Raw genomic sequence first — 22,184 nt, forward strand, 5'->3', positions numbered from 1 at the left:
CGTCTTTTTACCCAACTGCAAAACACTCCTCATCACAGATTACTGATAATTTGTGTCCAACCAAATGCCTTCCGCGCCAATTCGCCACTTGCCCCAAAGCCTGCAAGTTTTTAAAGTGTTTATGCAACAAAGGAGAAGTATGTTGGGCGTTGTCGTATCACTCAATGAGTCACGTAAAGACAATGGCATCACAGCCCTAACGGAGCTTTGCGCAGACGGTATGAATAACGTCAACGCATTGATCCTTTCAAAGGCTGGTTCCGATGTCGAAATGATCCCAGAAGTGGCGCGCCATTTGATCTCTTCTGGCGGCAAACGTCTGCGCCCTATGCTGACTTTGGCTGCTGCTGAATTATGCGGTTATCAAGGCGACGGCGATGTTAAGCTGGCAACCAGCGTTGAATTCATGCACACCGCAACATTGCTGCATGATGATGTGGTGGATGAGAGTGATCGCCGCCGCTCTAAACCAACAGCCCGCATGATCTGGGGCAACCAAGCCTCTGTTCTTGTCGGTGATTTTCTACTTGGCCAAGCCTTTAAGATGATGGTTGAAGTTGGCTCAATGGAAGCGCTGGATGTGCTTTCATCTGCTGCGTCAATTATTGCTGAAGGCGAAGTGATGCAGCTTGCTGCCGCCAAGAACCTCAGCACGACCGAAGATGAATATCTGGCGGTTATCAATGCCAAAACAGCCGCTTTGTTCTCGGCTGCTGCCGAAGTTGGGCCCATTATTGCTGGCTCACCAAAAGACGAGCGCGCTGCACTTAAATCCTACGGCACCAATCTTGGCCTTGCATTTCAGCTTGTTGATGATGTTTTGGATTATGGCGGCAATGCTAAAGATCTTGGCAAAAATGTCGGCGATGATTTTCGAGAAGGCAAAATCACCCTGCCCGTTCTTCTCGCATATCGCCGCGGAAACGATGAAGAACGCGATTTCTGGCGTGAAAGCCTAGAGGGCGACAATAACACAGATGAGCGCCTAGATCATGCTCGCGCCTTGATGGTCAAGCATGCTGCCTTAACCGACACAATTACACGCGCCAAGCACTTTGGTGCGATAGCGCGTGATGCGCTTGGGCCGTTCAAAAAGTCGCCTATGAAGAATGCAATGCTAGACGTCGTTGAATTTTGCATATCGCGCGTTAGTTAAGCCAAGATGCGCGCCATTGCGGGTTTATCTTAAATTGGCCATTGTGCGTGTTATATTCGTAAAAACGATTCAGATCAGGTAGTTTAATGGCTCAATTTTCAATGCGTAGTTCTCTTGCCGCTTCTCTTCTTAGCGCAACTCTTTTGGTTGGCTCTGCGCATGCGCAGGAAAACTTGGAGCTTGAACTCAAATCGGCATCTACTTTTGCCGGAGCATTTTTGGCAGGTGGTGCAGCGTTACAAAATTATGATTTCGATGCCGCCGCGTTCTACTATGCCGATGCACTAAATTATGACCCTGAAAATGTTGATTTGCAGCGCGAATTAATGATCGCTCTCATCAACACAGGTAAATTTGATCAGGCCATTCCGCTTGCTGAAAAACTTAAAGATCAAATCGAAGTAGAACGTATTGCCCGTCTCGTTTTAGGCATTCAGGCAATTCGCGATGGGCGCTATACTGACGCGCAACCATTGCTGATTTTGAAACAGGCCAATGACATTGAGCGCCTTATGACAGGCATTATGAGCGCATGGGCATCCCAAGGTTCAGGCAATACGGATGCAGCACTTAAAACCGTCGATGGCCTAGCTGGGCCTGACTGGTTTGACATTTTCAAAACGTATCACGGCGCTCTGATTGCAAATGCTGCTGGCCGCGATGATGACGCGATGAAGCGCTTTGAAGAGGCAATGAATGATGCAACGGGCGGCAGTGCCTCTCCGCTCACTTACCTTCGCATTGCACAAGTCTACGCTGTTAAACAGGCAACAAAGGGCAATATTGATGGCGCGCGTGCCACGATTGAACGAGGCTTAGCAATCGCGCCGAACAATCCGCCATTGCTGCAGTTAAAAGAAACGATCGCAGATAATCCAAAAACAATATCTGTTGCTACGCCAATTGATGGTGTTGGAGAAGTTCTGCTCAACCTTGGTTCTGCAATCAACAGAGAGGGCGCAGAGACTTTTGCAACGATCTATCTTGAGTTGGCACGCGTTGCGACACCCAATGAACCTCAGATATTCTTTGAACTTGGCGATATTGCAGAACGTCTCAGCCTGACTGAGAAAGCAATCGCGCTTTACGCTGCTGTACCAGAGAATTCGGCACTGTTTAGACCCGCCTCTCTTCAACAAGGCCTTGCTTTATCAATGCTCAAACGCAACGATGAAGCGATCTCGAAACTCCAAGCCTTGGTCAAAGAAAACCCGTTAGACTATGCCGGTTACATGGCTCTCGGCGGCGTTCTTTCGACAGAAAAGAAATATGACGAAGCGATTGAAGTCTATCAACAAGCTCTCACTAACCTTGATGCTGATGATCCGCGTTTTTGGCCGCTGCATTACCGTCTGGGCATTTCCTTTGAACGCACGAAGCAATGGCCAGAGGCAGAGAAGACTTTTCTTCACGCGCTTGAGCTATCGCCTAATCAAGCCGATGTGCTGAATTATCTTGGTTATTCTTGGGTTGATATGAATATCAAACTCGATGAAGGCCTGGAAATGATCCAAAAAGCCGTCGAGATGCGTCCGCGCGATGGCTATATTACAGACTCACTTGGTTGGGCCTATTATCGTCTTGGTGATTTTGAAAAAGCTGTTGAGGCTTTGGAACGGGCGACTGATTTGCGTTCAAGAGATGCAACTATCAACGATCATTTAGGCGATGCCTATTGGCGTGTTGGGCGAAAACTGGAAGCGGTTTATCAATGGAGCCAAGTGCTGAGCATGGATGGCGAAGATATCGACCAGAAGCGCGTGATCGAGAAGATTAATGCTGCGCATCAAGGCGATGCTTCAAAGTTTGTGGCCGAAAGTATTGATGACGGCTTAGCCAAAGATGCTGAAGCTGCAACGGACAATAAGAATGAAGCTTCAAGCGCCACCGATGGTGGTTAAAAACCATGCAATTACTCAATGCACCCGCGAAGATTAATCTCGCATTGCATGTAACGGGCCAACGTGAAGATGGTTACCATCTGATCGATTCACTTGTTGTGTTTGCTGGCACTGTTGATGCCTGCGATACAGTCCACGTCAGCACGTCAATTGTTGATGGTTTTGGTGTAAGTGGTCCTTTTGCTCATGATCTTACAGATGATGTTAATGGCGAAAATTTAGTTATCAATGCGCGTGACCATGTGCGCCTTGGTGCCATTAAAGCAGGTGTTTCGGTCCCTGCGGTCCACATTAGCCTTGAAAAACGTCTTCCCATTGCCTCTGGCCTTGGCGGTGGTTCATCTGATGCTGCGGCTGCCCTTACGCTTTTGCACAAGCATTGGAAGGTTCCATTTGATCCCGATCATAGTGGACCGGCTGCTCTATCCAAGAAATTGGGTGCTGATGTTCCGATGTGCATGCTAAAAAAACCAGTGCATGTCACAGGCATTGGCGAGAAAGTTTCTATTTTGAAAAACTTTCCAAAACTCAATCTGGTTCTGGTCAATTGTGGGCAACAAATATCGACCCCAGACGTTTTTTCTGCTCTGAAAACAAAAGATAATCCAGCAATCTTTGACCTTCCAGACAATGCAGAAGAAATCGTGCCATTTTTAAAAGATCGCACACGCAATGACCTTGAAGAAGCAGCTATCGATCTATGCCCCGATATTCAAAAATCGCTCCACCTTCTTTACAGCCAAGGCGCAATTCTAGCGCGCATGAGCGGTTCAGGCGCGACTTGCTTCGGTATTTTCGATAGTGCACCTGCTGCAAGAACTGCCGCTCAAGCAATCAATGATGCCGAACCTAAATGGTGGGTTAAAGCAACACGAACGACTTCTTCATCATAGGAAATTGACATGAGCAGAATTGATGAGACCCGCCCGTTTATTCCGGTCAGCATCGCTGTTCTCACGGTTTCTGATACGCGACTTATCGAAGAAGACAAATCTGGCAATACACTAAGCTTGCGTATTGAAAAAGCAGGCCACAAATTAGCTGCCCGCGCTATCTGCCGCGATGAACCCAGTGACATTGCCAAGCAGGTTACCGAATGGTCCAAACGCGCAGACATTGATGTGGTGATAACAACCGGCGGCACAGGCTTTACGGGCCGTGATGTTACGCCTGAATCGCTTGAGCCATTATTTGAAAAACGCATGGATGGATTTTCTGTTCTTTTTCACCAATTATCAGCGGAAAAAATTGGCACATCGACCATTCAGTCACGCGCTACAGCTGGCTTAATCAACCAAACCTTCGTGTTTGTTTTGCCCGGCTCCCCCGGCGCTTGTAAAGATGCTTGGGACGGCATTTTGAACCGGCAACTCGACTACAGGCATATGCCGTGTAACTTCGTAGAGATCATGCCACGCTTAGATGAACACCTTAAACGGGGCGGCAATAAATCCGCATAAATTAGGCTCGTATTATTTTGGCGCGTAACCGTTTGACCGCAAGACCGCGCATCAGTTCAACGGCCGTTGCCTGAGATTTGAAATTGGCACGTGCTTGCCGCTTCGATATTAATAAACCACGTGCAAGCGGGCTTTTAAAAACGCGCGGCTTGAATAATCTTTGCCAAAATGGACGGGCATTGCTTACTGTAAGTTGAAATGATGCCGCACCACCGTCGGCATTCGCATGTGCGCTGACAATATCGGCCCAGCCAGCCGCAAGCACTGCTCCGGCCTCCATGAACAATAGCCAATCACCGCGTGCATCTGAACAAACCGCTTGGAAGTTCTTGTTCTCTACAAGATTGCAACCAGCTTCTTCAGCCAAATGACGTGTCATATCATCAAGCGCGTCATGCAGCACAACAACCTCCTGCACAAAGCCTTCCAACGCATAGGAGATAAGGTTCTCTAACGTTTTGGCGAGTTGCTGGGTGCCGTTCTCTTCAACTGTCACAATTACCGTAATCATATGCATTTCTTAAGCCATGTTTCGCTGCAACGCAAAATGCATTTTGTTCTTGCTCTGTTCTCTTTATGTGATAGGAATATAGTCATCAACAAGCAGAATCGCTTTCACGATTGGAAAAATCATGAAGTACACAATACTGGATTCTATCAAATCAGCAGATAATGCCGCTTTTAGCCGTGCAGGAGAAGCAGGCACGAATCTTGCCAATGGCTTGATTGCGGAAGCAAGCTTACGCGTTCATGAGCGTCGCTCACGCGGGCGTGGTTCTGCGATGAACCCAACAGGGCGTTTCGAAGCTTTTACCCGCACAGAGATTGATGATGGCTGGCAGACAATTGATGAGCTACCGCCCTTTAAAACAGAAGTGACTGTTGAGCGCGCGCGCACCATTATTACCAAAAACACATCGCCTGATATTTCCTTTGATAAGTCGATCAATCCTTATCGAGGATGCGAGCACGGCTGTGTGTATTGTTTTTCTCGGCCAACACATGCCTATCAAGGCTTGTCTGCGGGGCTCGACTTTGAAAGCAAACTATTTGCCAAGCCTGACGCGGCTAAATTGCTTGAACGCGAAATTACCCGCCCTGGTTATAAGGTTAAACCAATAGCCATCGGCACGAACACAGATCCTTATCAGCCCATTGAACGTGATTGGCTGATCATGCGCTCCATTTTGGAAGTGTTAGAGAAATATAATCATCCCGTCGGCATTGTTACCAAGTCTGCACTTGTGACACGGGATATCGATATTCTGGCTCGGATGGCAAAGAAGGGACTTGCTAAAGTTGCTTTATCCATCACCACGCTTGATCGAACTTTGGCACGCACAATGGAGCCGCGCTGTTCGACGCCATCCAAGCGCCTTGAAGCAATCAAGCAATTAACAGATGCGGGTATTCCGACATCTGTGATGGTTGCGCCCATTATTCCAGGTCTTAATGACTATGAATTAGAGCGGATTTTGGACAGCGCTTTTGCTGCTGGTGCGCGTGAAGCAGGTTATGTCTTGCTGCGCCTACCTTTGGAAGTTGCGCCGGTCTTTAAGGAATGGCTTCTGCGCCATTACCCTGAACGTTATCGCCATGTGATGTCGCTTATTCGCTCTATGCGCGGCGGAAAAGATTATGACGCTGACTGGAGCAAACGTATGCGCGGTACGGGACCTTATGCTTGGCAAATATCGAGGCGTGTTGAGATGACTTGCAAGCGCCTTGGTATGAATACAAATCGTCTTAAGCTAAACGCCGACCTTTTTATCAATCCAAAGCCAGACCAAGAGCAATTGGAGCTTTTGTAGACTTATACCCTTCACAGCATTTTTCTCCCCATGGAGAGTGCTGTGTGGTCGTTGTTCAGTCTTCGTTATCTGCGATGCCCCCACCTCGTCGCCGATGCTTGATTATCCCAATCCACTGGTTTCAAGTGATTACATTGACTGAACACTTGCAGAGAGCTGGTTGTCATGCCAAATCATCATGACGATGAATAAACGCGATGCCGGCTCTCTGCCCCTTTTCCAAACACCACAAGGTGCAAATGCGCCTTTTCCAGATTTTCCATTTGATGCTAAATCTGTTCCGGATTTTCAGTTCGAAAACTATCTTCACGCCCAGGGATTTAATTCTATCGCTGGGACAGATGAAGCGGGCCGCGGACCGCTTGCTGGCCCTGTCGTTGCTGCGGCAGTCATTCTGCCTCTTGGTGCTCAAATTGAGGGGCTGAATGATTCCAAGAAACTCAGCATCGCAAAACGTAACATTCTTTTTGATGTCGTCATGGATGTCGCGCTTTCAGTTGCTGTCACATCAATATCTGCCGAAACAATTGATCGCACCGACATTCGCAAAGCAAGCCTAGAGGCAATGCGCCGCTCCATTATGAGGCTGGGCATCGCGCCGGACTTTGTTCTGGCAGATGGGCGCGATATACCGCCGAACTTCCCCTCACACATGCAAGCCAAAGCACTCGTCAAAGGCGATGGTCGCAGCATGACGATTGCTGCCGCTGCTATTGTTGCGAAGGTAACACGTGACCGTATGATGGCGCAGATTGGGCTGGAGAACGAAGGTTACGGCTTAGAAAAGCATATGGGGTACGGTTCAGCCCAGCACAGGGCTAAGATCGGGAATAAGGGCGGTATCACGCGCATACACCGCTTTTCATTTAGGCCATTACGCAAGGACGTTTTTTCGTGATCTTCATTCTCTTAAAATGCAAAAACCGCGCTCAGTTTCCTGAACGCGGCTTTCAAATTCTTATCAAAGCTTGATTAGTTCAAGCCAGATTTAACCTGTGCGATAGATTGCTTGAACAAATCACCCGATGACTTCGCTGTCATCTTCTCAGCTAGAAGTTTTTCAGTTGCAGCAACCGCAACATCAACAGCCGTTGAACGAACAGCATTGATCGCATCTGTTTCAGCCTGAGCGATTTTTTGCTCTGCCATTTGAGTACGGCGCTCAACATATTCTTCTGTCTTAGCGCGTGCTTCTGATGCAATTGCGTCAGCTTCACGTTTAGCAGCAGCAACAACGTTTTCTGCTTCTTTTTCAGCTTCAATACTTTTGCGCTTATATTCTGCGAGTACACCTTCAGCTTCTTCACGAAGCTTGCGTGCTTCTTCCAGTTCATTGCGAATTTTGTCCGCACGACCATCAAGACCCTTTGCGATCATAGCCGGTACTTTGAAGTAGGCTATAACAGCAAAAAAGATGATAAGACCGACGAGTGCCCAAAATGTTGCGTCCATGTCTGTCTCCTTTACTTGCCAGAAGCCGCTACGGCTTTAGCAAGATCAGCTTTGGTGACAGTGCCACCGATAAGCTGTGTGAAAATTTCTGATGCTGCTTCTTCAGCGATACCACCAACTTCAGACATTGCTTTTTCGCGAATGTCAGCAATGCGGGCTTCAGCAGCTGAAAGTTTAGTGCCTAGCTCGGCCTCTACTTTTGCACGCTCTGCATTGGCTTCAGTGTTTGCTTTTTCGCGCGCTATTTGACCAATTTCATTTGCTTTGGCTTTTGCCTCAGCAAGCTCTTGCTCATAAGCTGCGATAGATGCATCGGCATCATCACGAAACTCGCGCGCTTTGTCCAAATCCTGCGCAATGCGGTCTTGGCGGGTTTCAAGAATGTTCCCAATACGTGGAACAATGACTTTTGACATGAACCAGAGGAAAAAGCCGAATGTGATCGCAAGCCAAAAAAGCTGCGATGCAAATGTAGAAGTGTCGAATGGCGGGAATATACCGCTTTCGGCATGCTCTCCTACAGCTTCCGTTCCTGCTGCCATTGCTTCGGTGATAAACATTGCTATCGATCCCAGATCTTAAAATTAGATGATTGCACGACGAATGCCCACAATCTCGGCGAAGAAAGTCACCGCGCTTTTGTCAAGACGACTGCCGCCACAGTGCAGCGACAGTCAATCCAAAGACAATTCTTATCGTATTATTACGAGAAGAGGATAAGGAATGCGATAAGCAATGAGAAAATGCCCAAAGCTTCTGTTACCGCAAAGCCGAAAATAAGACGGCCGAACTGACCATCAGCTGCTGACGGGTTGCGCAATGCACCTGACAGAAAACTACTGAAAATTGTACCAAGACCCATAGCAGCGCCCGCCATGCCGAGACATGCGATACCTGCGCCGATGTATTTTGCTGCTTCCGCTTCCATTTTAAGCTCCTTTGGATTGTAAATGCAGATTAGTAGTTCAGTTAAACGGGTTGCCCCGCTATCCTCGATTAGTGTGACGGATGCAATGCATCATTGAGATACATGCATGTTAGAACTGCAAACACATATGCTTGCAAGAATGACACAAGGAATTCCAGACCGGTCAAAGCGACGACCATAACTAATGGCAGTATTGCGCCACCGATACCAAATGCGCCAAGGCTAGACATCGAAACGATAAAGCCAGCGAACACTTTGAGTGTGATGTGACCTGCGAGCATATTCGCAAACAGTCGAATGGAAAGTGATATCGGGCGTGACAAGAATGAGATGACTTCAATAGCGGCAACAAGCGGTATCAATATGCCAGGAATGCCATCTGGCACGAATAAGCCCAAAAATTTCACACCGTGTTTAGCAACACCATAAACAACCACTGTGCCCATCACGAGCATCGACAAGGCGAATGTTACAATGATTTGAGCTGTGACCGTGAAGAAATATGGGAACATGCCCAAAAGATTGGCGACCAGAATGAACATGAACAGTGAGAAAACAAACGGGAAGAACCGCATGCCTTCAGTTCCAGCAGCATCGCGCAACATAGAGGCGACAAACTCATAAGCCGATTCAGCAATTGATTGCCCGCGTGAAGGAATTAGACCACGTTTTGCTGTCGCAAAATATAGAAATGAAGATGCAAGTGCGACAGTACCAACCATGGCCAGAGATGAATTTGTGAACGATAGATCAAGACCGCCAACATTCTCCAACGGTATGATTTTATTCGTCACGAACTGTGCGGTCGGATCGTTTGCCACTTCAGTCACCCTAAATTTTATTGCCTATCGGCATCTGGTTTATCTTTATCAGACACCTTGTCGGGCATCCGGCTTTCAGGCTCGGCAAAGTTGCCAGAAGCCCGCATTACATTAAAAGTCCCGGCTGCAAAGCCAAGTAACAAGAACACGATAAGTCCCCAAGGACTTGTTCCTGCAATTTTGTCGATCAAGTAACCGATTCCGGCACCAACCAAAACCCCGCTGATGAATTCACTCGAGATTTTAACAGCTGCGCCCCAACCGGCACTATCACGTTCATTGTCCGTATCAACCTGACCTTTTTTCTCACCAACTTTTTTGGCAAGGGCAGCATCCAGATTGGCGCGCCTATCGTTCAGATTGTTATCATCAGAGCCAGTCATTGCACCTCACAAACCTCATTATCACGCAGCATAACACATTGCTCGCTGCTGTGTGGTGTATGTTCATTCGTTGCTAGAAAGCCCTTTTGAATTTGGCGGCAACATAGTTTCGCACCCCCTGCTAGTCAAGGCAGTTTAAGAGGAATAGAAAAAGCCTTATAAGACTTTAAATACAAAGACTTATAAGGCTCTTAGCAAAAGGTCGCAGATGAAGTTTATGCGATCACAACTAGGTTTGGCTGATTCCGCCTATATTAGCTCCAACCACCACCATAGGTGCGATAGAAGATGTGCAAGCCAATCTTACCGACTCGTTTCATGTGGCGCGCCCAACGTGGGTTTACGTAAGTTGCGTGATAATGCGTGGATGAGCCAACTTCTTTAAACCAAATTTTTCCAGCTGAAACAGCAATTGCAACGTCTTGTGCTGTCTTCCATGAAGTCGGTGAATTGATGCGATCGCGGATGCCGTCGCATGCAAAAGAGAACTGGCAACGGTTGCGCCAAGTTTTGTTTTGATAAACAACGCCGCAAATTGTCTTTGGATATGCAGGGTTACGCACGCGGTTTAGAATAACCTGTGCTACGGCTGCTTGACCAGAAACAGGCTCGCCGCGCGCTTCAAAATAAATGCCCTCCGCAAGGCACGTCTGCTCTTTTTTAGAAAAAGCATATGCAGGCAAAGCCTGCCTTGCCCAAGCATGATCATTTTTACCGATTGGCGGGATAAAACGGCCCCGCTTCTCTTTGTCACTATTGAGCAAGCTATCAAACGGTGATTGTGCAGAGAAATCCGGCTTTGCGGGCGCGTAGGCTGTCGCTAAAATATCTGCATTATCGTTTGTAACGAGGCTTGCAAGCATTTTAGGAACACCAGGGTCCGCCACTTTGGGCTGGGTTTTAAAAAATGTCTTAGCTATCTTTATTTCTTCACCCTTAATGTCAGGCTTAGCAAAAGTCATTTTAACTGTGCCATCAACCGCAGGACGCAAAAGATTGCTTTGGCGTTGAAAAACTGATCCGGCAGAGAAATCTTTTGGCGGTGCGACAGGCGTAACGGCAGCAACCCGCCCTGATTTACCTTTTGAGTTGATACGCATTTCATCTGGAGTATCTGGCAAAACCGTTTTGGCAGCGTTGAGAGTTATATGCCCGAGATTTTTAGTACGTACACCGACAGATCCCGTTACCGTAGGATCAACCCCGAACGGCATCTCAGCCTGATGGGTTGAACCTGATGATGAGCGCAGCATTGTGACCTTCCAGCGATCAACAGAAGATTCGCCTCCCGAGATCAAACTCGACATATCCTGCAAGGCAATTGGACTTGGATTAGCTATAAAAAAAGCTGTGGCAAAAAACACCGGTGCGGCAAGCCGTGTCACAACTCGGCGACCGGCATTCAAACGCAAATTACGCAACACTCATACTCCAGACAGAAACTCAAAACGCTGTTAACTATATTGGAGAATGAAGCATTAACCTTGATGTCCGGTTAATGACGCGGTGAGGATTTGTTAATCATCGCACCTAAATCGGTAAAATACACAGCAGAAACGAAAATCCCCAACGCTAGGGCTGGGGATTTAATTGAGATAAACTGCTTAGTTTTTGCGTTTTGCTTTATGCGCAAATGGGTTATCGCCGCCGCGCAACATCATGCGGATTGGCACGCCGGGCATATCAAAATCCTCGCGCAGCGCATTGACCATATAACGCTGATAACTTTCTGGCACCGCGTCTGGACGCGTACAAGAGATTACAAAGCCCGGCGGGCGGGTTTTGGCCTGTGTCATATATTTTAACTTCAAACGGCGCCCGCGCACCGCTGGCGGTGGATGGTGAGCAATCACCATTTCAAGCCAACGATTGAGCTTCGCTGTAGGAATGCGCTTGTTCCAAGTTTTGTGGGTTGCCACAATCTCTTTCATCAAGATATCGAGGCCCGCACCCGTTTGACCAGAGATAGGCACCGCGCGAAGGCCGCGTATCTGTGGTAGAAGGCGCGTTGTTTTCTCGCGCAAGTCTGCCAGCACTTCCTGTCGGTTCTCGATCAAATCCCATTTGTTAAATGCGATTACCGGTGCCCTGCCCTCACGCGCAATAAGATCAACAATCTGCAAATCTTGTTTTTCAAAGGGAATGGTCGCATCAAAAACGATCACGACAACTTCCGCAAAGCGAATTGCACGCAGCCCGTCACCGACGGACATTTTTTCCAGCTTTTCCTGAACTCTCGCCTTACGGCGCATACCGGCCGTGTCGAATAGACGAATTTTTCGCCCTTCCCACTCCCAGTCAACAGAAATACTATCACGGGTAATACCCGCTTCTGGACCTGTTAGAAGGCGCTCTTCTTGCACCATCTGATTGATGAGTGTCGACTTGCCAGCATTCGGACGACCAACAATAGCGATTTGCATTGGTTTGCTATCATCATATTCTGGCTCAGTCTCATCGTCTTCAAATTCATCATCATGAACAGTGACGTTAACGCGTGCTTCGAAGGTCTTGCCCCCTTCAGCATAGGCAACATCCTCGCCAACAGCTTCAACGATTGCTTGACGCAGATCAGTCATGCCTTCGCCGTGCTCAGCAGAAATCGGAACAGGCTCGCCTAAACCAAGACGAAACGCTTCATAATAACCCGCATCCGAATCCTTCGATTCAGATTTATTCGCGACCAGCACGACCGGCTTGTTTGCACGGCGCAAAATATCGGCAAAAGTTTTATCGTCTGAAGTTAGGCCCCATTTGGCATCGACCAAAAAGAGCACCATGTCGGCTTCTTCAACTGCCGTCAGTGTTTGGATTCTCATCCGGCCCGACATTGTCTCGGCAGCACCTTCTTCAAGGCCTGCCGTATCAATGACTTCAAATTTCAAATCATACAGGCGCGCATCATGACGTCTGCGGTCACGCGTTACACCCGGTTGATCATCCACGATGGCAATTTTTTGGCCAACAAGACGGTTGAATAAAGTCGATTTGCCGACATTGGGGCGCCCGACAATGGCAACGGCGAAACTCATCCTTCTACAACCTTGCCGCTCGCGGTGATAAGTTCGAGCATTATGCGAGCACGCTGTGCAACGCCGCTTGGCGATTGCTCATCGTTTATTATGTCGCTGAAAAATGTTTGGGCGTCTGCAAATTTCTCTGCACGCCATGCTGCAAGCCCCATTGCTTCACGCGCTGCATGACGCAATGTGTTCTCGGTTGACGAAAGCACTTCAACGCGCTTTGCAACCTCTTCATATTCAGCAGTATCAACAAGTGCGTAGCCTGCTCGCAGTTTTGCAATATCGCGAATGGCAACCGGCACCGAACTATCTGCGGCAACAGCATCGAACATGCCAACAGCTTCATCGACCTTACCATCATTGGCAAGAACAGTGGCAGCACGCATACGAGCAAGAACAGGATATTGACCAAAGCCATCCTTTTCCAAGCCCTGAAGTGCAGTTAGTGCCTCTTCGGATTTTCCGTCATTGGCAAGATTAAGCGCGACCAGAAAACGGTCTCCAGACTCATTTGCCTTGCTTGATGTGTAATAATCATAAAACCGCGTAGCTGCCGTTGCTACAACAAGCAAAACAGCGGCACCAATGATGAATGTGCCAAAACGATCCCAAAATGATTTGAGGCGATCAGAGCGTAGCTCTTCCTCGACTTCGCGAATAAAACTGTCGTCAGACATCAGTACACCTTTGAATAATATCGCCTGCGTTTAGCGATAAATGCGTCGAAATGTAAGGGGGTATCGCTTTCAAGCGTGAATAAAGCGATTTTGAACACCTTCTATAAGGTTAAAAGCGACTGCCCAAGCTAATATTAATAGCTCGGGCAGTGATTTACGAACCTATTGGGCGTTAAACGGCGTTATCAGCTTCGCTATTTTTCTGTAGCCATTCTTTATCGATATCTGGCAGATCTTCATTATCAATGGCGGCTTCAAATGCTTTCAACCGCTTATGAATAGAAAGCAGGTCGACGACTGTTGGCCATGAATTCACCAAATATTGGAATGAACTTGAAACCTGACTAAATGCAGTCAAAACCTGCTGCATAACACCGAAGGTGAAGCCAATAGCTGCGCCAGCGATAATACTTGGAATAAGTAGCAACATGGCGAAGATATTATCGGCTTGAATATAAGCAAAACGGAATACGTTGAAATACATATATTCAAGATAAAGCCTAAAATAATTCCGGCGAACATCATTAAATAAATCAATCATTTTCGGCAGCTCTGCACGATCAAAGTCGTCTTCGCCATAGACTAGTTCTTTACGGAAAGCTGCTTCAACGCGTTGATTTTTAAATTCAAGTCCCGGCAAGCGAATGCCCGTAACAGCAAGTAGAACAGTACCAAAAATGGACCATAGGATTGCCGCCCAAACAAGCGCTTGAGGCACGGCACCAAAGAATGGAATTTCCGGTACGTATTCAGACAACCCCCAAAGGATAGGCAAGAAGGCAATCAACGTCATGACGGCATCAACCGCAGAAACACCAAGCCCCTCCATAATCGAGGCAAAGCGCATTGTATCTTCTTGAACACGCTGTGATGCGCCCTCAATGTGACGAACCTGCTTCCAACGCTCAAGATAATAGTTGTTCATCGCTGTACGCCAACGGAAAATCCAATGGCTGACGAAAAACCTGAACACAACGATTACGGAGATGAATAAGAAAGCCAGTTGCACGAAGATCCAAATATAGGTGAACAAATCCGAAGCAGTGGTTGTCGAACTATCACTCAATGCATTTTGAACAGCATCAAAGAACGGTCTACGCCAATTGTTAATTGCGACTGAAACTTGAACATTGAAGTAAGTCACAAATAACAACACCGCCGAGCCTGTTACAGACCAGATTTCCCAAGGATGTTTCTCTTTAAAATGCCAAAAGGCGATAAAAATGCCCGCAAACACGATAAAGAATATATAAAACCAAAGGAATTCAGGTGTAATAAAATGCCCAAGCCCGATGACCGGAGCAGCTTCAGGGTCGCTCGCACCAAATATACCAGCACCAAGTTCTGCTCCCCCTCCGTACCAAGCCAAAACTGATACTGCGCACCACACTATAAAAGATGAAAAAAACAACTTCGGCGACGGGAAGAACGATTTGAACACGGAATGAAGTACTCTCAATTATTATGTTTATAATTATCTGACGTGACGAACGACATTGTAGTTTTTATGGCATTGTACATAAATGAACAGGAAAAAATTCTAAACACCCCGCGCATCACGTTATCGTGCAAAAACAAACCCTTTAAGGCAGATCATCATATGGAACATATTCAGGCAAATCTTGGCGCAGTCGGCATTTATGTCGCGCTTAACTTTTTCATTCTTGTTTGGATTGCAAACTCAACAGGCACATTACGCCGAAAGCTTAAAATTTCGATTGGTAATGGTGGCAACCAACATTTAGAGCGCATTATGCGCGGTCATGCTAATGCCGCCGAAAACATCCCTATTTTCTTGATCGGACTGACTGTGGGCGCACTAATCGGCATGCCTTTAATTGCAATCCATTTTTTGGGAATAGTCTTTACAATTGGCCGTGCCATTCATGCCCATCACTTTATTATGGAAGATGCTCCTTTCAAAACCAGAATGATTGGCTTTGGCGTTGCCTTGATTTCAATGCTGGTTCTGTTTGCCGGACTATTCGTGCACGGCATATGGGCCCTCTTTGGCTGATGTGCTTATCGGGCGACGCTTAACTAAAATGGTTCGGTGACAAAAATTCTGTTGGCATTACCAGTTGTTTTGATAGCTGATATTATCGTTGGAGAATTTGAGAAAGTAGCCTGATGAACGCTGTCATTAAAGAAATGATCACCTACCCGATTAAAGGCCTTTCAGGACAATCGCTTGAGGTGGTTGCGTTGGAACAATCGCGCGGCTTTCTACTTGATCGCGCTTTTGCTTTTGCTCGCCATGACAGCGGCATGGACCCTGCCAGCCCAAGACCAATGCCAAAGAGCAAGTTTTTGGTGCTTGCGCGCGATGCTGCGCTTGCGCGGCTAAACACGCGTTTTGATACCGAAACAAAAGCGCTTTTCATTCAGGATGGAAAAGAAGAGCACGTATTTGACTGCTCTACCGATCAAGGCATGAGTGAAGCATCTCAATTCCTATCGACAGTCGTTGGCCTTGAGGCGGACAAAACACCCAACTTTATTAATGGCGGCGATTTGCGCTTTACCGATGTTTGCGTGACCTCACCGCAATATATGCACGCAATTTCCATTATTAATCTGGCATCGGTTCGCGCATTGTCTGATGCGGTTGGCCGTGATGTCGACCCGCACCGTTTTCGCGGCAATTTGCTCATTGATGGATGGGAACCGTTTAGCGAACTCAAAATGCTCGGCCGTGACATTGAAATCAATGGCGTGAAATTGCGTGTTCTAAAAAGAATAGTGCGTTGTCCGGCAACACAGGTGAACCTTCAAACAGCGGAGCGAGACATGGATGTACCCGCGCTCATTGAGGAGCATTTTGGCCACCGCGATATGGGCATTTATGCAGAAGTTTTGGTCGGCGGTGACATCAAAATCGGTGATGAAGTAAGCTCAATTTAAGAGCTTACTCCCACTCAATCGTGCCCGGTGGCTTAGACGTTACATCATAGACGACGCGGTTGATGCCGCGCACTTCATTGATGATACGGGTCGCCGCATTGCCGAGGAAATTCATATCGTAATGATAAAAATCAGCGGTCATGCCATCGACAGATGTCACCGCACGCAGCGCGCACACAAATTCATAGGTGCGTCCATCGCCCATCACACCAACGGTTTGAACAGGTAGAAGCACGGCAAAAGCCTGCCAGATTTCGTCGTAAAGGCCAGCTTTGCGAATCTCATCTAGGTAAATCGCATCGGCTTTACGCAGTATTTCCAATTTTTCACGGCTGATACCGCCCGGACAACGGATCGCAAGACCAGGCCCTGGGAATGGGTGACGACCGATAAAGCTTTCTGGCAAACCAAGTTCTTTACCAAGCAGGCGCACTTCATCTTTGAACAGCTCACGCAGGGGTTCAACCAACTGCATGTTCATACGTTCAGGCAAACCGCCCACATTATGGTGCGATTTGATTGTCACGCTTGGACCGCCCGTAAAGCTCACGCTTTCGATCACATCTGGATAGAGCGTGCCTTGCGCTAAGAATTGCGCATCTTTGCCTTGCTCCGCAAGTTCCTTAGCTTCGCGCTCAAACACCTCAATGAACAGGCGGCCGATTGTTTTACGCTTGATCTCTGGATCGCTTTCGCCTTCCAGCGCAGAAATAAATTCGTCTGAAGCATCGATACATTTAAGATCAAGATTGTAATGCTCGGTGAACATTTCAACAACTTGTTCCGCTTCGCCCATGCGCATCAAGCCATGATCAACAAGAATACATGACAAGCGATCGCCGATCGCTTCATTGATAAGCAGCGCGGCAACAGACGAATCAACGCCGCCTGACAATGCACAAATAACGCGCCCCTCTGGTCCAACCTGATCGCGAATGGCTTGAACGGCCTGCTCGCGGTATGCAGCCATCGACCAATCAGATTTAAGTCCAGCAATCTTGTGAACAAAGTTCGACAAGAGTTTGGCACCGTCTGGTGTATGCACCACTTCGGGGTGGAACTGTGTTGTGTAATAACGACGCTCTTCATTCGCAGCGATAGCAAGCGGCGCATTGGGCGATGTCGCTATAACTTCAAACCCTTCTGGTAGTTCTGTTACGCGGTCGCCGTGGCTCATCCATACAGGGTAGTCTTTGCCAACTTCCCAAACGCCTTCAAAAAGCGGGCTTTCTTTGTGGATGGTAATGCGTGCACGGCCGAACTCACGGTGATGGCCGCCTTCGACTTTTCCGCCCAATTGATGTGCCGTTACCTGCTGGCCATAGCATATGCCTAAAACCGGAATATCAGCTTCGAAAATTTCTTGCGGAGCGAGCGGCGCATTTTCATCATGCACCGAGGCCGGGCTGCCAGAAAGAATGACCGCTTTAGGCTTGAGGCGATGATACGCATCACTAGCGAGTTGAAAAGGAACGATCTCACAATAAACGCCAGCCTCACGGACACGGCGCGCAATCAGCTGTGTAACCTGACTGCCAAAGTCAATGATGAGAATATTATCGGAATGGGAGGTGATATCTGTCATGAAAAGCCTTTACGGCGAGTCAGATAAATATTCAATCGTTTAGCGAAAGAGAAATCACTTACAGCAAAATAGTTAAGTGATTTTTCCCCAATTTGTATCAAAAAAGGAACTTTCGCAGCTATATGATTGAGTGAAGCCTACAAAATAGCTCGTATCGCAATCATGATAGCACCGATCAAAGTGCATAACCGCTGTTGTTAACGCGTCAGCTGAGCTTCCAGCAAATCGACGGCATGGGCAAGATTGTGATCGACGACATGCAAATATTGCGTCCAGTCGCTCAGTTTAGAAAGCGCTTCGTTGCCATCTGAAATACCGCGCAGGCCAATCATCGGCACGTCAAATGCCATACAGGCGCGCAAAATTGCAAAGGTTTCCATATCCACCATGTCCGCGTCGATTTCATCATAATCAGCGCCAGACACGATATTTGCACCTGTTGATAAACGCGCAGATTCAATGCCGTCAATTTGGACAGCCATAGGAATTTCAATTGGCAAATCTATCAATGGTGTCTGCCCCTTTTCAAACCCCAATGGCGAAGCGTCCATATCGCGGTAACTCACAGAGGACGCTTGATAGACAGCGCCCTGTTTTAAGGTTCTTGAACCACCAGAGCCCAGCGACACCAAAAGGTCTGGCTTAATGTTGCCAAGTGCTTTGGTTACCGCAACGGCGCTTTCAACAGGCCCGATGCCACACATGAGCGGCCTAATGCGCTGTTTGAGATGGTCGCCATATTCAGGATTAGCGGCCATAACATAGAGGATGGATTTTGAACCGATTTTCTTAAGCAAAATTGAGCCACCACAAGGAAATATTTAAGAGCGAAGCAAAGCCTATCCAGCACAAATATGGTATCATCAACCAACCAGCCACGCGGTCTTTGTTCCATACGCTGCCAATAAAAATTGCAGTCAGCACGATCATTGCCAAGACGATTAGCGCAGCAAAGAGCGTCCAGTGATAGGTGAAAAACACCGGTGACCAGGTGAAATTCAGTGCAATCTGGGCGAACCAAATCTTCATCAAAGTGCCATTGGCATTGCGTATCCAAGTGCGCCAACCCGCAACAGCAATCATTGCATAAAGAACAGTCCAAACTGGACCAAAAAGCCATGATGGTGGATTAAAAAACGGTTTCGTTAAGCCGTCATACCATTCACCGGGCAGGTTCTGCGTTCCGATGAGCGCCCCGCCGCCAACACAAAGAATAAGAAATGCGATAAGCGATATATATTTTGCAGGCATATCTACATCTTACTCCGACTAATTTATTTGTGTCTCTGAGCGGCACTTAACTGCCGCCAAGGCAGTGTATTTTCTGGAAACATATCGCCAACAACTTCTAATACCAACATTAAAATAGCAACAACCATCGTTGACACCACAGCCATAGCTGCTGCTTGTGTGGGCAAACCTGCATCTTCTAAATTAAGTAAAACGACGCCTATCGTTTCAGTACCAGCCGACCAAAGCAGCGCAGAAACAGTCAACTCATTAAAAGCAATAAGAAACACCATGAGCGCTCCAGCCAGAAGTGAGGGAAGGATCAAGGGCATAATAATCGATAGTAATCTTTGGCGAAGACCAGCGCCATCCAAAAGTGCGGCCTCTTCTATATCGCGGTCCAGTGAGGTAATTGCTGCAAAAATAGGTTTAAGCGCAATCGCCATGAAGCTCGCGCAATAAGCAAACAATATAACCCACTTTGTTGCGTAGATAGACACGCCGATAATAGGTATTGGACGAGCGAACAAGAGTATACAAGCAATGCCCACGACCACACCTGGCAAAGCATAGGGCATCTCAACAAGCGCTAATATTGTGGACCTTATGCGCGTTAGGCGGCGGTCCAGCACATAGGCCAGTAGCATACAGAATATTGACAATATAATAGCGGCAAATGAGGCATAAATCATGGAATTTGAGAATGCACGGCGCGTAATATCTTGTCGCCACAACACCTCAACATACTGATCAAGCGTTAAAGTATCAAAGCGTAATAGCATGCCGTAAGCTGGAACAATTGATGTCGCCAATAGTGACATCATGGGAATGAAAATGGTCAATATAAAAAACGACCAAAGTCCATATTCGATCCAAACACGCCAGCGGCCTGCATTGATGAATACGGCCAACCTATCGCCACCCTGCAACCGAACATTGTTGCGTGATAACAACCTTGCAGAAGCAATAACGCCGATGCTGGCTATTATGCCGATGAGCATTGAGATTAATGCTGCTTCGGCAATTGTGTTGGTGCCGAAACTCGCCAATTTTTGAAAGATCAATGTCGGTAACGTCATATAACCAACAGGAAGCCCTAACAGTGCAGGAATACCAAAGTTGCCGACACCTGCCACAAATGCGAGCAACAATGCAGACGCCACATGTGGACGCACCAAGGGAAGCAATATGCGCGAGAAAATTGCGAGCGGTTTTGCTCCATCCAAAAGCGCAGCTTCAATGATAGAATGCGGCACACGCGAAAGACCTGCTGCCAAAGTAATAGCAACAAGAGGGGCATGTTGAAGTCCCATAACCAGCACAATCCCGCCAAAGCCCAGCATCGGATTGGGTGTACCTGGCGGCGGGGCAAGTCCAAACGCTTTTAACAATGGAGATGCTGGGCCAGCCAGTGTTTTGAATGCAAGAGCTGATATCTGCGGCGAGATCATCAACGACAGTATAAATACAAACGCCAACAACCGCCGCGCGCGCAACTGCACAGTCATTAAAATTAAAGTGAGTGAAATGCCTATCGTTGCCGCGATAATGGTAGAGGCGAGAGCGACTGAAATTGTATTAGAAGTAGCCGTCAGTATTTGAGCCGAGAAAAAAGTTTTTAGCGTCGTTTCAACGCCTGCAGAAAATGAACCAGTTGCAGCTAGGACCAACTGCAAAATTGGCACACCGCAGATGACCAAAACGACAAAAAGGGCGCATATGGCAAGTGGACCGCCCTCATGCAACGTCCAATCGCCGGCAGATGTTCGCGTGTTAATAATCCGCCGACGCGATAGTGTGTTAATCATTTCGATGATTATCTCAAACGATGCTTACTGGCTGAAAATTTCTGCAAATTTGGCTTTATCGCTTTCTGCTGAATTCAGTGCAGCTGCCGCATCAAATGACATAATCTTAATATCATTCAGTGCTGGAAACCCTTCAGGTGCAGCCACATCAGGATGCGCAGGCATATAGCCTTGTGATGCAGCCAGTTCCTGACCTTCTTTTGAAACTAAGAAATCAATAAATGCTTTTGCTGCTTCTGGATTTTTAGTACCTGCCAAAATCGCGACCGGTTCAGAAATTGCAGAAACGCCTTCCTCTGGGAAAACGAAATCAACAGGTGCGCCTTTTGCTTTTTCACGGATCGGTAGAAAATCAACGACCATGCCATAAAGCTTTTCACCACCTGCGACGGCTTTTAAAACACCGCCATTACCACCGGATGCCTGCGCGCCATTTGCGGCAAGATTTTCGTAATAACCCCAACCAGCATCTAAATTGTTGATGAGCGTGGCAGTGTGAATGAGCGCTGCGCCAGATGTTAATGGGGATGGCATAGCAACCTGACCTTTGGCAGCTTCACCCAGTAAATCATTCCATGATTTAGGTGTAACCGGTGCCGCAGTATTATAGATAATGCCCGTAGTTATCAGCTTAGTGGCGAACCACATCTTTTCTTCATCATGAATACCTGATGCATATGCAGAAATATCAGCGCCTTCATGCGCCATTAGCAAGTCATCTGCTGCCAAGCTCTCCATTGTTACGCTATCTGCAATCAACAACACATCTGCTGGTGTTGCGCCTGCTTGCAATTCAGCGCGTAACTTAGCCATGATTTTCGTCGTACCATCACGCACAAAAGATATATCGACATCGGGATGTTTTTCTTTGAATGCATCGATAGTTTTTTGAGCATCGTCATTCGGCTGGCTTGTATAAAGCGTCAATGTTCCATCAATGGCGTGCGCAAAGCCTGCGCTTAATAGAACAGTGGTAGCAGCAAGAATCGAGGTGATTAATTTACGCATTTAACATTTCCTTCGGTGTTTGCATTAAACCGAAGGC

General features: G+C 47.4%; 23 protein-coding genes. 8 read left to right on the plus strand and 15 right to left on the minus strand.

Annotated elements, in window-relative coordinates; translation table 11 throughout:
* Window positions 1–142: 142 nt before the first annotated feature.
* From C504_RS0111180 to moaB, 4 genes are all read left to right on the plus strand, one after another.
* Entirely contained in the window at window positions 143–1,156 is a 1,014-nt protein-coding gene (locus C504_RS0111180; RefSeq protein ID WP_026317412.1) for a polyprenyl synthetase family protein, read from the plus strand.
* An 86-nt stretch (window positions 1,157–1,242) separates the two neighbouring features.
* Window positions 1,243–3,057, plus strand: coding sequence for a tetratricopeptide repeat protein (locus tag C504_RS17735; RefSeq protein WP_018689431.1), 1,815 nt, complete (start codon window positions 1,243–1,245; stop codon window positions 3,055–3,057).
* A gap of 5 nt (window positions 3,058–3,062) precedes the next feature.
* Entirely contained in the window at window positions 3,063–3,950 is an 888-nt protein-coding gene (locus C504_RS0111190) for a 4-(cytidine 5'-diphospho)-2-C-methyl-D-erythritol kinase (protein ID WP_018689432.1), read from the plus strand.
* Between the two features lie 9 nt (window positions 3,951–3,959).
* Entirely contained in the window at window positions 3,960–4,517 is a 558-nt protein-coding gene (gene moaB / locus C504_RS0111195; RefSeq protein WP_018689433.1) for a molybdenum cofactor biosynthesis protein B, read from the plus strand.
* A gap of 1 nt (window position 4,518) precedes the next feature.
* On the opposite strand, the gene C504_RS0111200 is transcribed toward moaB, so the two are convergent.
* On the minus strand, window positions 4,519–5,028 hold the full coding sequence (locus C504_RS0111200) for a glycosyltransferase family protein (protein WP_026317413.1): 510 nt from the start codon (window positions 5,026–5,028) through the stop codon (window positions 4,519–4,521).
* A gap of 121 nt (window positions 5,029–5,149) precedes the next feature.
* Between C504_RS0111200 and C504_RS0111205 the strand changes: the two genes are divergently transcribed.
* Both C504_RS0111205 and C504_RS0111210 read left to right on the plus strand, forming a co-directional pair.
* Window positions 5,150–6,328, plus strand: a complete 1,179-nt coding sequence (locus C504_RS0111205) for a PA0069 family radical SAM protein (RefSeq protein ID WP_018689435.1) — start codon at window positions 5,150–5,152, stop codon at window positions 6,326–6,328.
* Window positions 6,329–6,506: 178 nt separating this feature from the next.
* Complete coding sequence (locus C504_RS0111210) at window positions 6,507–7,226, plus strand: ribonuclease HII (RefSeq protein ID WP_018689436.1); 720 nt, start codon at window positions 6,507–6,509, stop codon at window positions 7,224–7,226.
* A gap of 74 nt (window positions 7,227–7,300) precedes the next feature.
* Here the strand turns inward: C504_RS0111210 and C504_RS0111215 are convergent, their stop codons facing one another.
* The 9 genes from C504_RS0111215 to sbmA all read right to left on the minus strand — a co-directional run bounded on the left by C504_RS0111215 (window position 7,301) and on the right by sbmA (window position 15,053).
* A complete protein-coding gene (locus tag C504_RS0111215) occupies window positions 7,301–7,780 on the minus strand; it encodes a F0F1 ATP synthase subunit B (RefSeq protein WP_018689437.1) in 480 nt (159 codons plus the stop codon).
* An 11-nt stretch (window positions 7,781–7,791) separates the two neighbouring features.
* Window positions 7,792–8,340 (minus strand): F0F1 ATP synthase subunit B, encoded by a 549-nt coding sequence (locus C504_RS0111220; RefSeq protein ID WP_018689438.1) that lies wholly within the window; start codon window positions 8,338–8,340, stop codon window positions 7,792–7,794.
* A gap of 143 nt (window positions 8,341–8,483) precedes the next feature.
* A complete protein-coding gene (locus C504_RS0111225; protein ID WP_018689439.1) occupies window positions 8,484–8,708 on the minus strand; it encodes a F0F1 ATP synthase subunit C in 225 nt (74 codons plus the stop codon).
* Between the two features lie 68 nt (window positions 8,709–8,776).
* Window positions 8,777–9,529: a F0F1 ATP synthase subunit A gene (locus C504_RS0111230; protein WP_026317415.1), complete on the minus strand. Its 753-nt coding sequence runs from the start codon at window positions 9,527–9,529 to the stop codon at window positions 8,777–8,779.
* A gap of 17 nt (window positions 9,530–9,546) precedes the next feature.
* Window positions 9,547–9,912, minus strand: a complete 366-nt coding sequence (locus C504_RS0111235) for an AtpZ/AtpI family protein (protein WP_018689441.1) — start codon at window positions 9,910–9,912, stop codon at window positions 9,547–9,549.
* A gap of 254 nt (window positions 9,913–10,166) precedes the next feature.
* Window positions 10,167–11,336 carry a cell wall hydrolase gene (locus tag C504_RS0111240; protein WP_018689442.1) on the minus strand — a complete coding sequence of 390 codons (1,170 nt, stop codon included), beginning with the start codon at window positions 11,334–11,336 and terminating at the stop codon, window positions 10,167–10,169.
* A gap of 180 nt (window positions 11,337–11,516) precedes the next feature.
* Complete coding sequence (gene der, locus C504_RS0111245) at window positions 11,517–12,944, minus strand: ribosome biogenesis GTPase Der (protein WP_018689443.1); 1,428 nt, start codon at window positions 12,942–12,944, stop codon at window positions 11,517–11,519.
* Window positions 12,941–13,612: a tetratricopeptide repeat protein gene (locus C504_RS0111250; RefSeq protein ID WP_018689444.1), complete on the minus strand. Its 672-nt coding sequence runs from the start codon at window positions 13,610–13,612 to the stop codon at window positions 12,941–12,943. Before C504_RS0111250 ends, der begins: the two co-directional genes overlap by 4 nt.
* 172 nt (window positions 13,613–13,784) lie before the next feature.
* Window positions 13,785–15,053 (minus strand): peptide antibiotic transporter SbmA, encoded by a 1,269-nt coding sequence (gene sbmA, locus C504_RS0111255; protein WP_026317416.1) that lies wholly within the window; start codon window positions 15,051–15,053, stop codon window positions 13,785–13,787.
* Between the two features lie 159 nt (window positions 15,054–15,212).
* Between sbmA and C504_RS0111260 the strand changes: the two genes are divergently transcribed.
* Both C504_RS0111260 and C504_RS0111265 read left to right on the plus strand, forming a co-directional pair.
* Complete coding sequence (locus tag C504_RS0111260) at window positions 15,213–15,629, plus strand: MAPEG family protein (RefSeq protein ID WP_018689446.1); 417 nt, start codon at window positions 15,213–15,215, stop codon at window positions 15,627–15,629.
* 113 nt (window positions 15,630–15,742) lie between these two features.
* Entirely contained in the window at window positions 15,743–16,516 is a 774-nt protein-coding gene (locus C504_RS0111265) for an MOSC domain-containing protein (protein ID WP_018689447.1), read from the plus strand.
* Window positions 16,517–16,520: 4 nt separating this feature from the next.
* Here the strand turns inward: C504_RS0111265 and guaA are convergent, their stop codons facing one another.
* The 5 genes from guaA to C504_RS0111290 form a co-directional block, all read right to left on the minus strand.
* Window positions 16,521–18,101, minus strand: a complete 1,581-nt coding sequence (gene guaA / locus C504_RS0111270; protein ID WP_018689448.1) for a glutamine-hydrolyzing GMP synthase — start codon at window positions 18,099–18,101, stop codon at window positions 16,521–16,523.
* 197 nt (window positions 18,102–18,298) lie between these two features.
* On the minus strand, window positions 18,299–18,859 hold the full coding sequence (locus tag C504_RS0111275) for a 5'-methylthioadenosine/S-adenosylhomocysteine nucleosidase (RefSeq protein ID WP_041951673.1): 561 nt from the start codon (window positions 18,857–18,859) through the stop codon (window positions 18,299–18,301).
* Window positions 18,860–18,890: 31 nt separating this feature from the next.
* Window positions 18,891–19,352: a TspO/MBR family protein gene (locus tag C504_RS0111280; protein WP_018689450.1), complete on the minus strand. Its 462-nt coding sequence runs from the start codon at window positions 19,350–19,352 to the stop codon at window positions 18,891–18,893.
* 23 nt (window positions 19,353–19,375) lie between these two features.
* Window positions 19,376–21,139, minus strand: a complete 1,764-nt coding sequence (locus C504_RS0111285) for an ABC transporter permease (protein WP_018689451.1) — start codon at window positions 21,137–21,139, stop codon at window positions 19,376–19,378.
* Window positions 21,140–21,163: 24 nt separating this feature from the next.
* Entirely contained in the window at window positions 21,164–22,147 is a 984-nt protein-coding gene (locus C504_RS0111290) for an ABC transporter substrate-binding protein (protein WP_018689452.1), read from the minus strand.
* Window positions 22,148–22,184 lie beyond the last annotated feature (37 nt).

The sequence above is a fragment of the Ahrensia kielensis DSM 5890 genome, from assembly GCF_000374465.1.
GTDB lineage: Bacteria > Pseudomonadota > Alphaproteobacteria > Rhizobiales > Rhizobiaceae > Ahrensia > Ahrensia kielensis.

Excerpts from the sequence above, each read along its gene's own strand:
- C504_RS0111265 (WP_018689447.1), top strand. The coding sequence starts at position 15,743 with ATGAACGCTGTCATTAAAGAAATGATCACCTACCCGATTAAAGGCCTT.
- C504_RS0111275 (WP_041951673.1), bottom strand. The coding sequence starts at position 18,859 with ATGGCCGCTAATCCTGAATATGGCGACCATCTCAAACAGCGCATTAGG.
- C504_RS0111250 (WP_018689444.1), bottom strand. The coding sequence starts at position 13,612 with ATGTCTGACGACAGTTTTATTCGCGAAGTCGAGGAAGAGCTACGCTCT.
- C504_RS0111220 (WP_018689438.1), bottom strand. The coding sequence starts at position 8,340 with ATGTTTATCACCGAAGCAATGGCAGCAGGAACGGAAGCTGTAGGAGAG.
- C504_RS0111205 (WP_018689435.1), top strand. The coding sequence starts at position 5,150 with ATGAAGTACACAATACTGGATTCTATCAAATCAGCAGATAATGCCGCT.
- der (WP_018689443.1), bottom strand. The coding sequence starts at position 12,944 with ATGAGTTTCGCCGTTGCCATTGTCGGGCGCCCCAATGTCGGCAAATCG.
- C504_RS0111280 (WP_018689450.1), bottom strand. The coding sequence starts at position 19,352 with ATGCCTGCAAAATATATATCGCTTATCGCATTTCTTATTCTTTGTGTT.
- C504_RS0111235 (WP_018689441.1), bottom strand. The coding sequence starts at position 9,912 with ATGACTGGCTCTGATGATAACAATCTGAACGATAGGCGCGCCAATCTG.
- C504_RS0111200 (WP_026317413.1), bottom strand. The coding sequence starts at position 5,028 with ATGATTACGGTAATTGTGACAGTTGAAGAGAACGGCACCCAGCAACTC.
- C504_RS0111190 (WP_018689432.1), top strand. The coding sequence starts at position 3,063 with ATGCAATTACTCAATGCACCCGCGAAGATTAATCTCGCATTGCATGTA.
- C504_RS0111285 (WP_018689451.1), bottom strand. The coding sequence starts at position 21,139 with ATGATTAACACACTATCGCGTCGGCGGATTATTAACACGCGAACATCT.
- C504_RS0111210 (WP_018689436.1), top strand. The coding sequence starts at position 6,507 with ATGACGATGAATAAACGCGATGCCGGCTCTCTGCCCCTTTTCCAAACA.
- C504_RS0111225 (WP_018689439.1), bottom strand. The coding sequence starts at position 8,708 with ATGGAAGCGGAAGCAGCAAAATACATCGGCGCAGGTATCGCATGTCTC.
- C504_RS0111215 (WP_018689437.1), bottom strand. The coding sequence starts at position 7,780 with ATGGACGCAACATTTTGGGCACTCGTCGGTCTTATCATCTTTTTTGCT.
- moaB (WP_018689433.1), top strand. The coding sequence starts at position 3,960 with ATGAGCAGAATTGATGAGACCCGCCCGTTTATTCCGGTCAGCATCGCT.
- guaA (WP_018689448.1), bottom strand. The coding sequence starts at position 18,101 with ATGACAGATATCACCTCCCATTCCGATAATATTCTCATCATTGACTTT.
- C504_RS0111260 (WP_018689446.1), top strand. The coding sequence starts at position 15,213 with ATGGAACATATTCAGGCAAATCTTGGCGCAGTCGGCATTTATGTCGCG.
- C504_RS17735 (WP_018689431.1), top strand. The coding sequence starts at position 1,243 with ATGGCTCAATTTTCAATGCGTAGTTCTCTTGCCGCTTCTCTTCTTAGC.
- C504_RS0111290 (WP_018689452.1), bottom strand. The coding sequence starts at position 22,147 with ATGCGTAAATTAATCACCTCGATTCTTGCTGCTACCACTGTTCTATTA.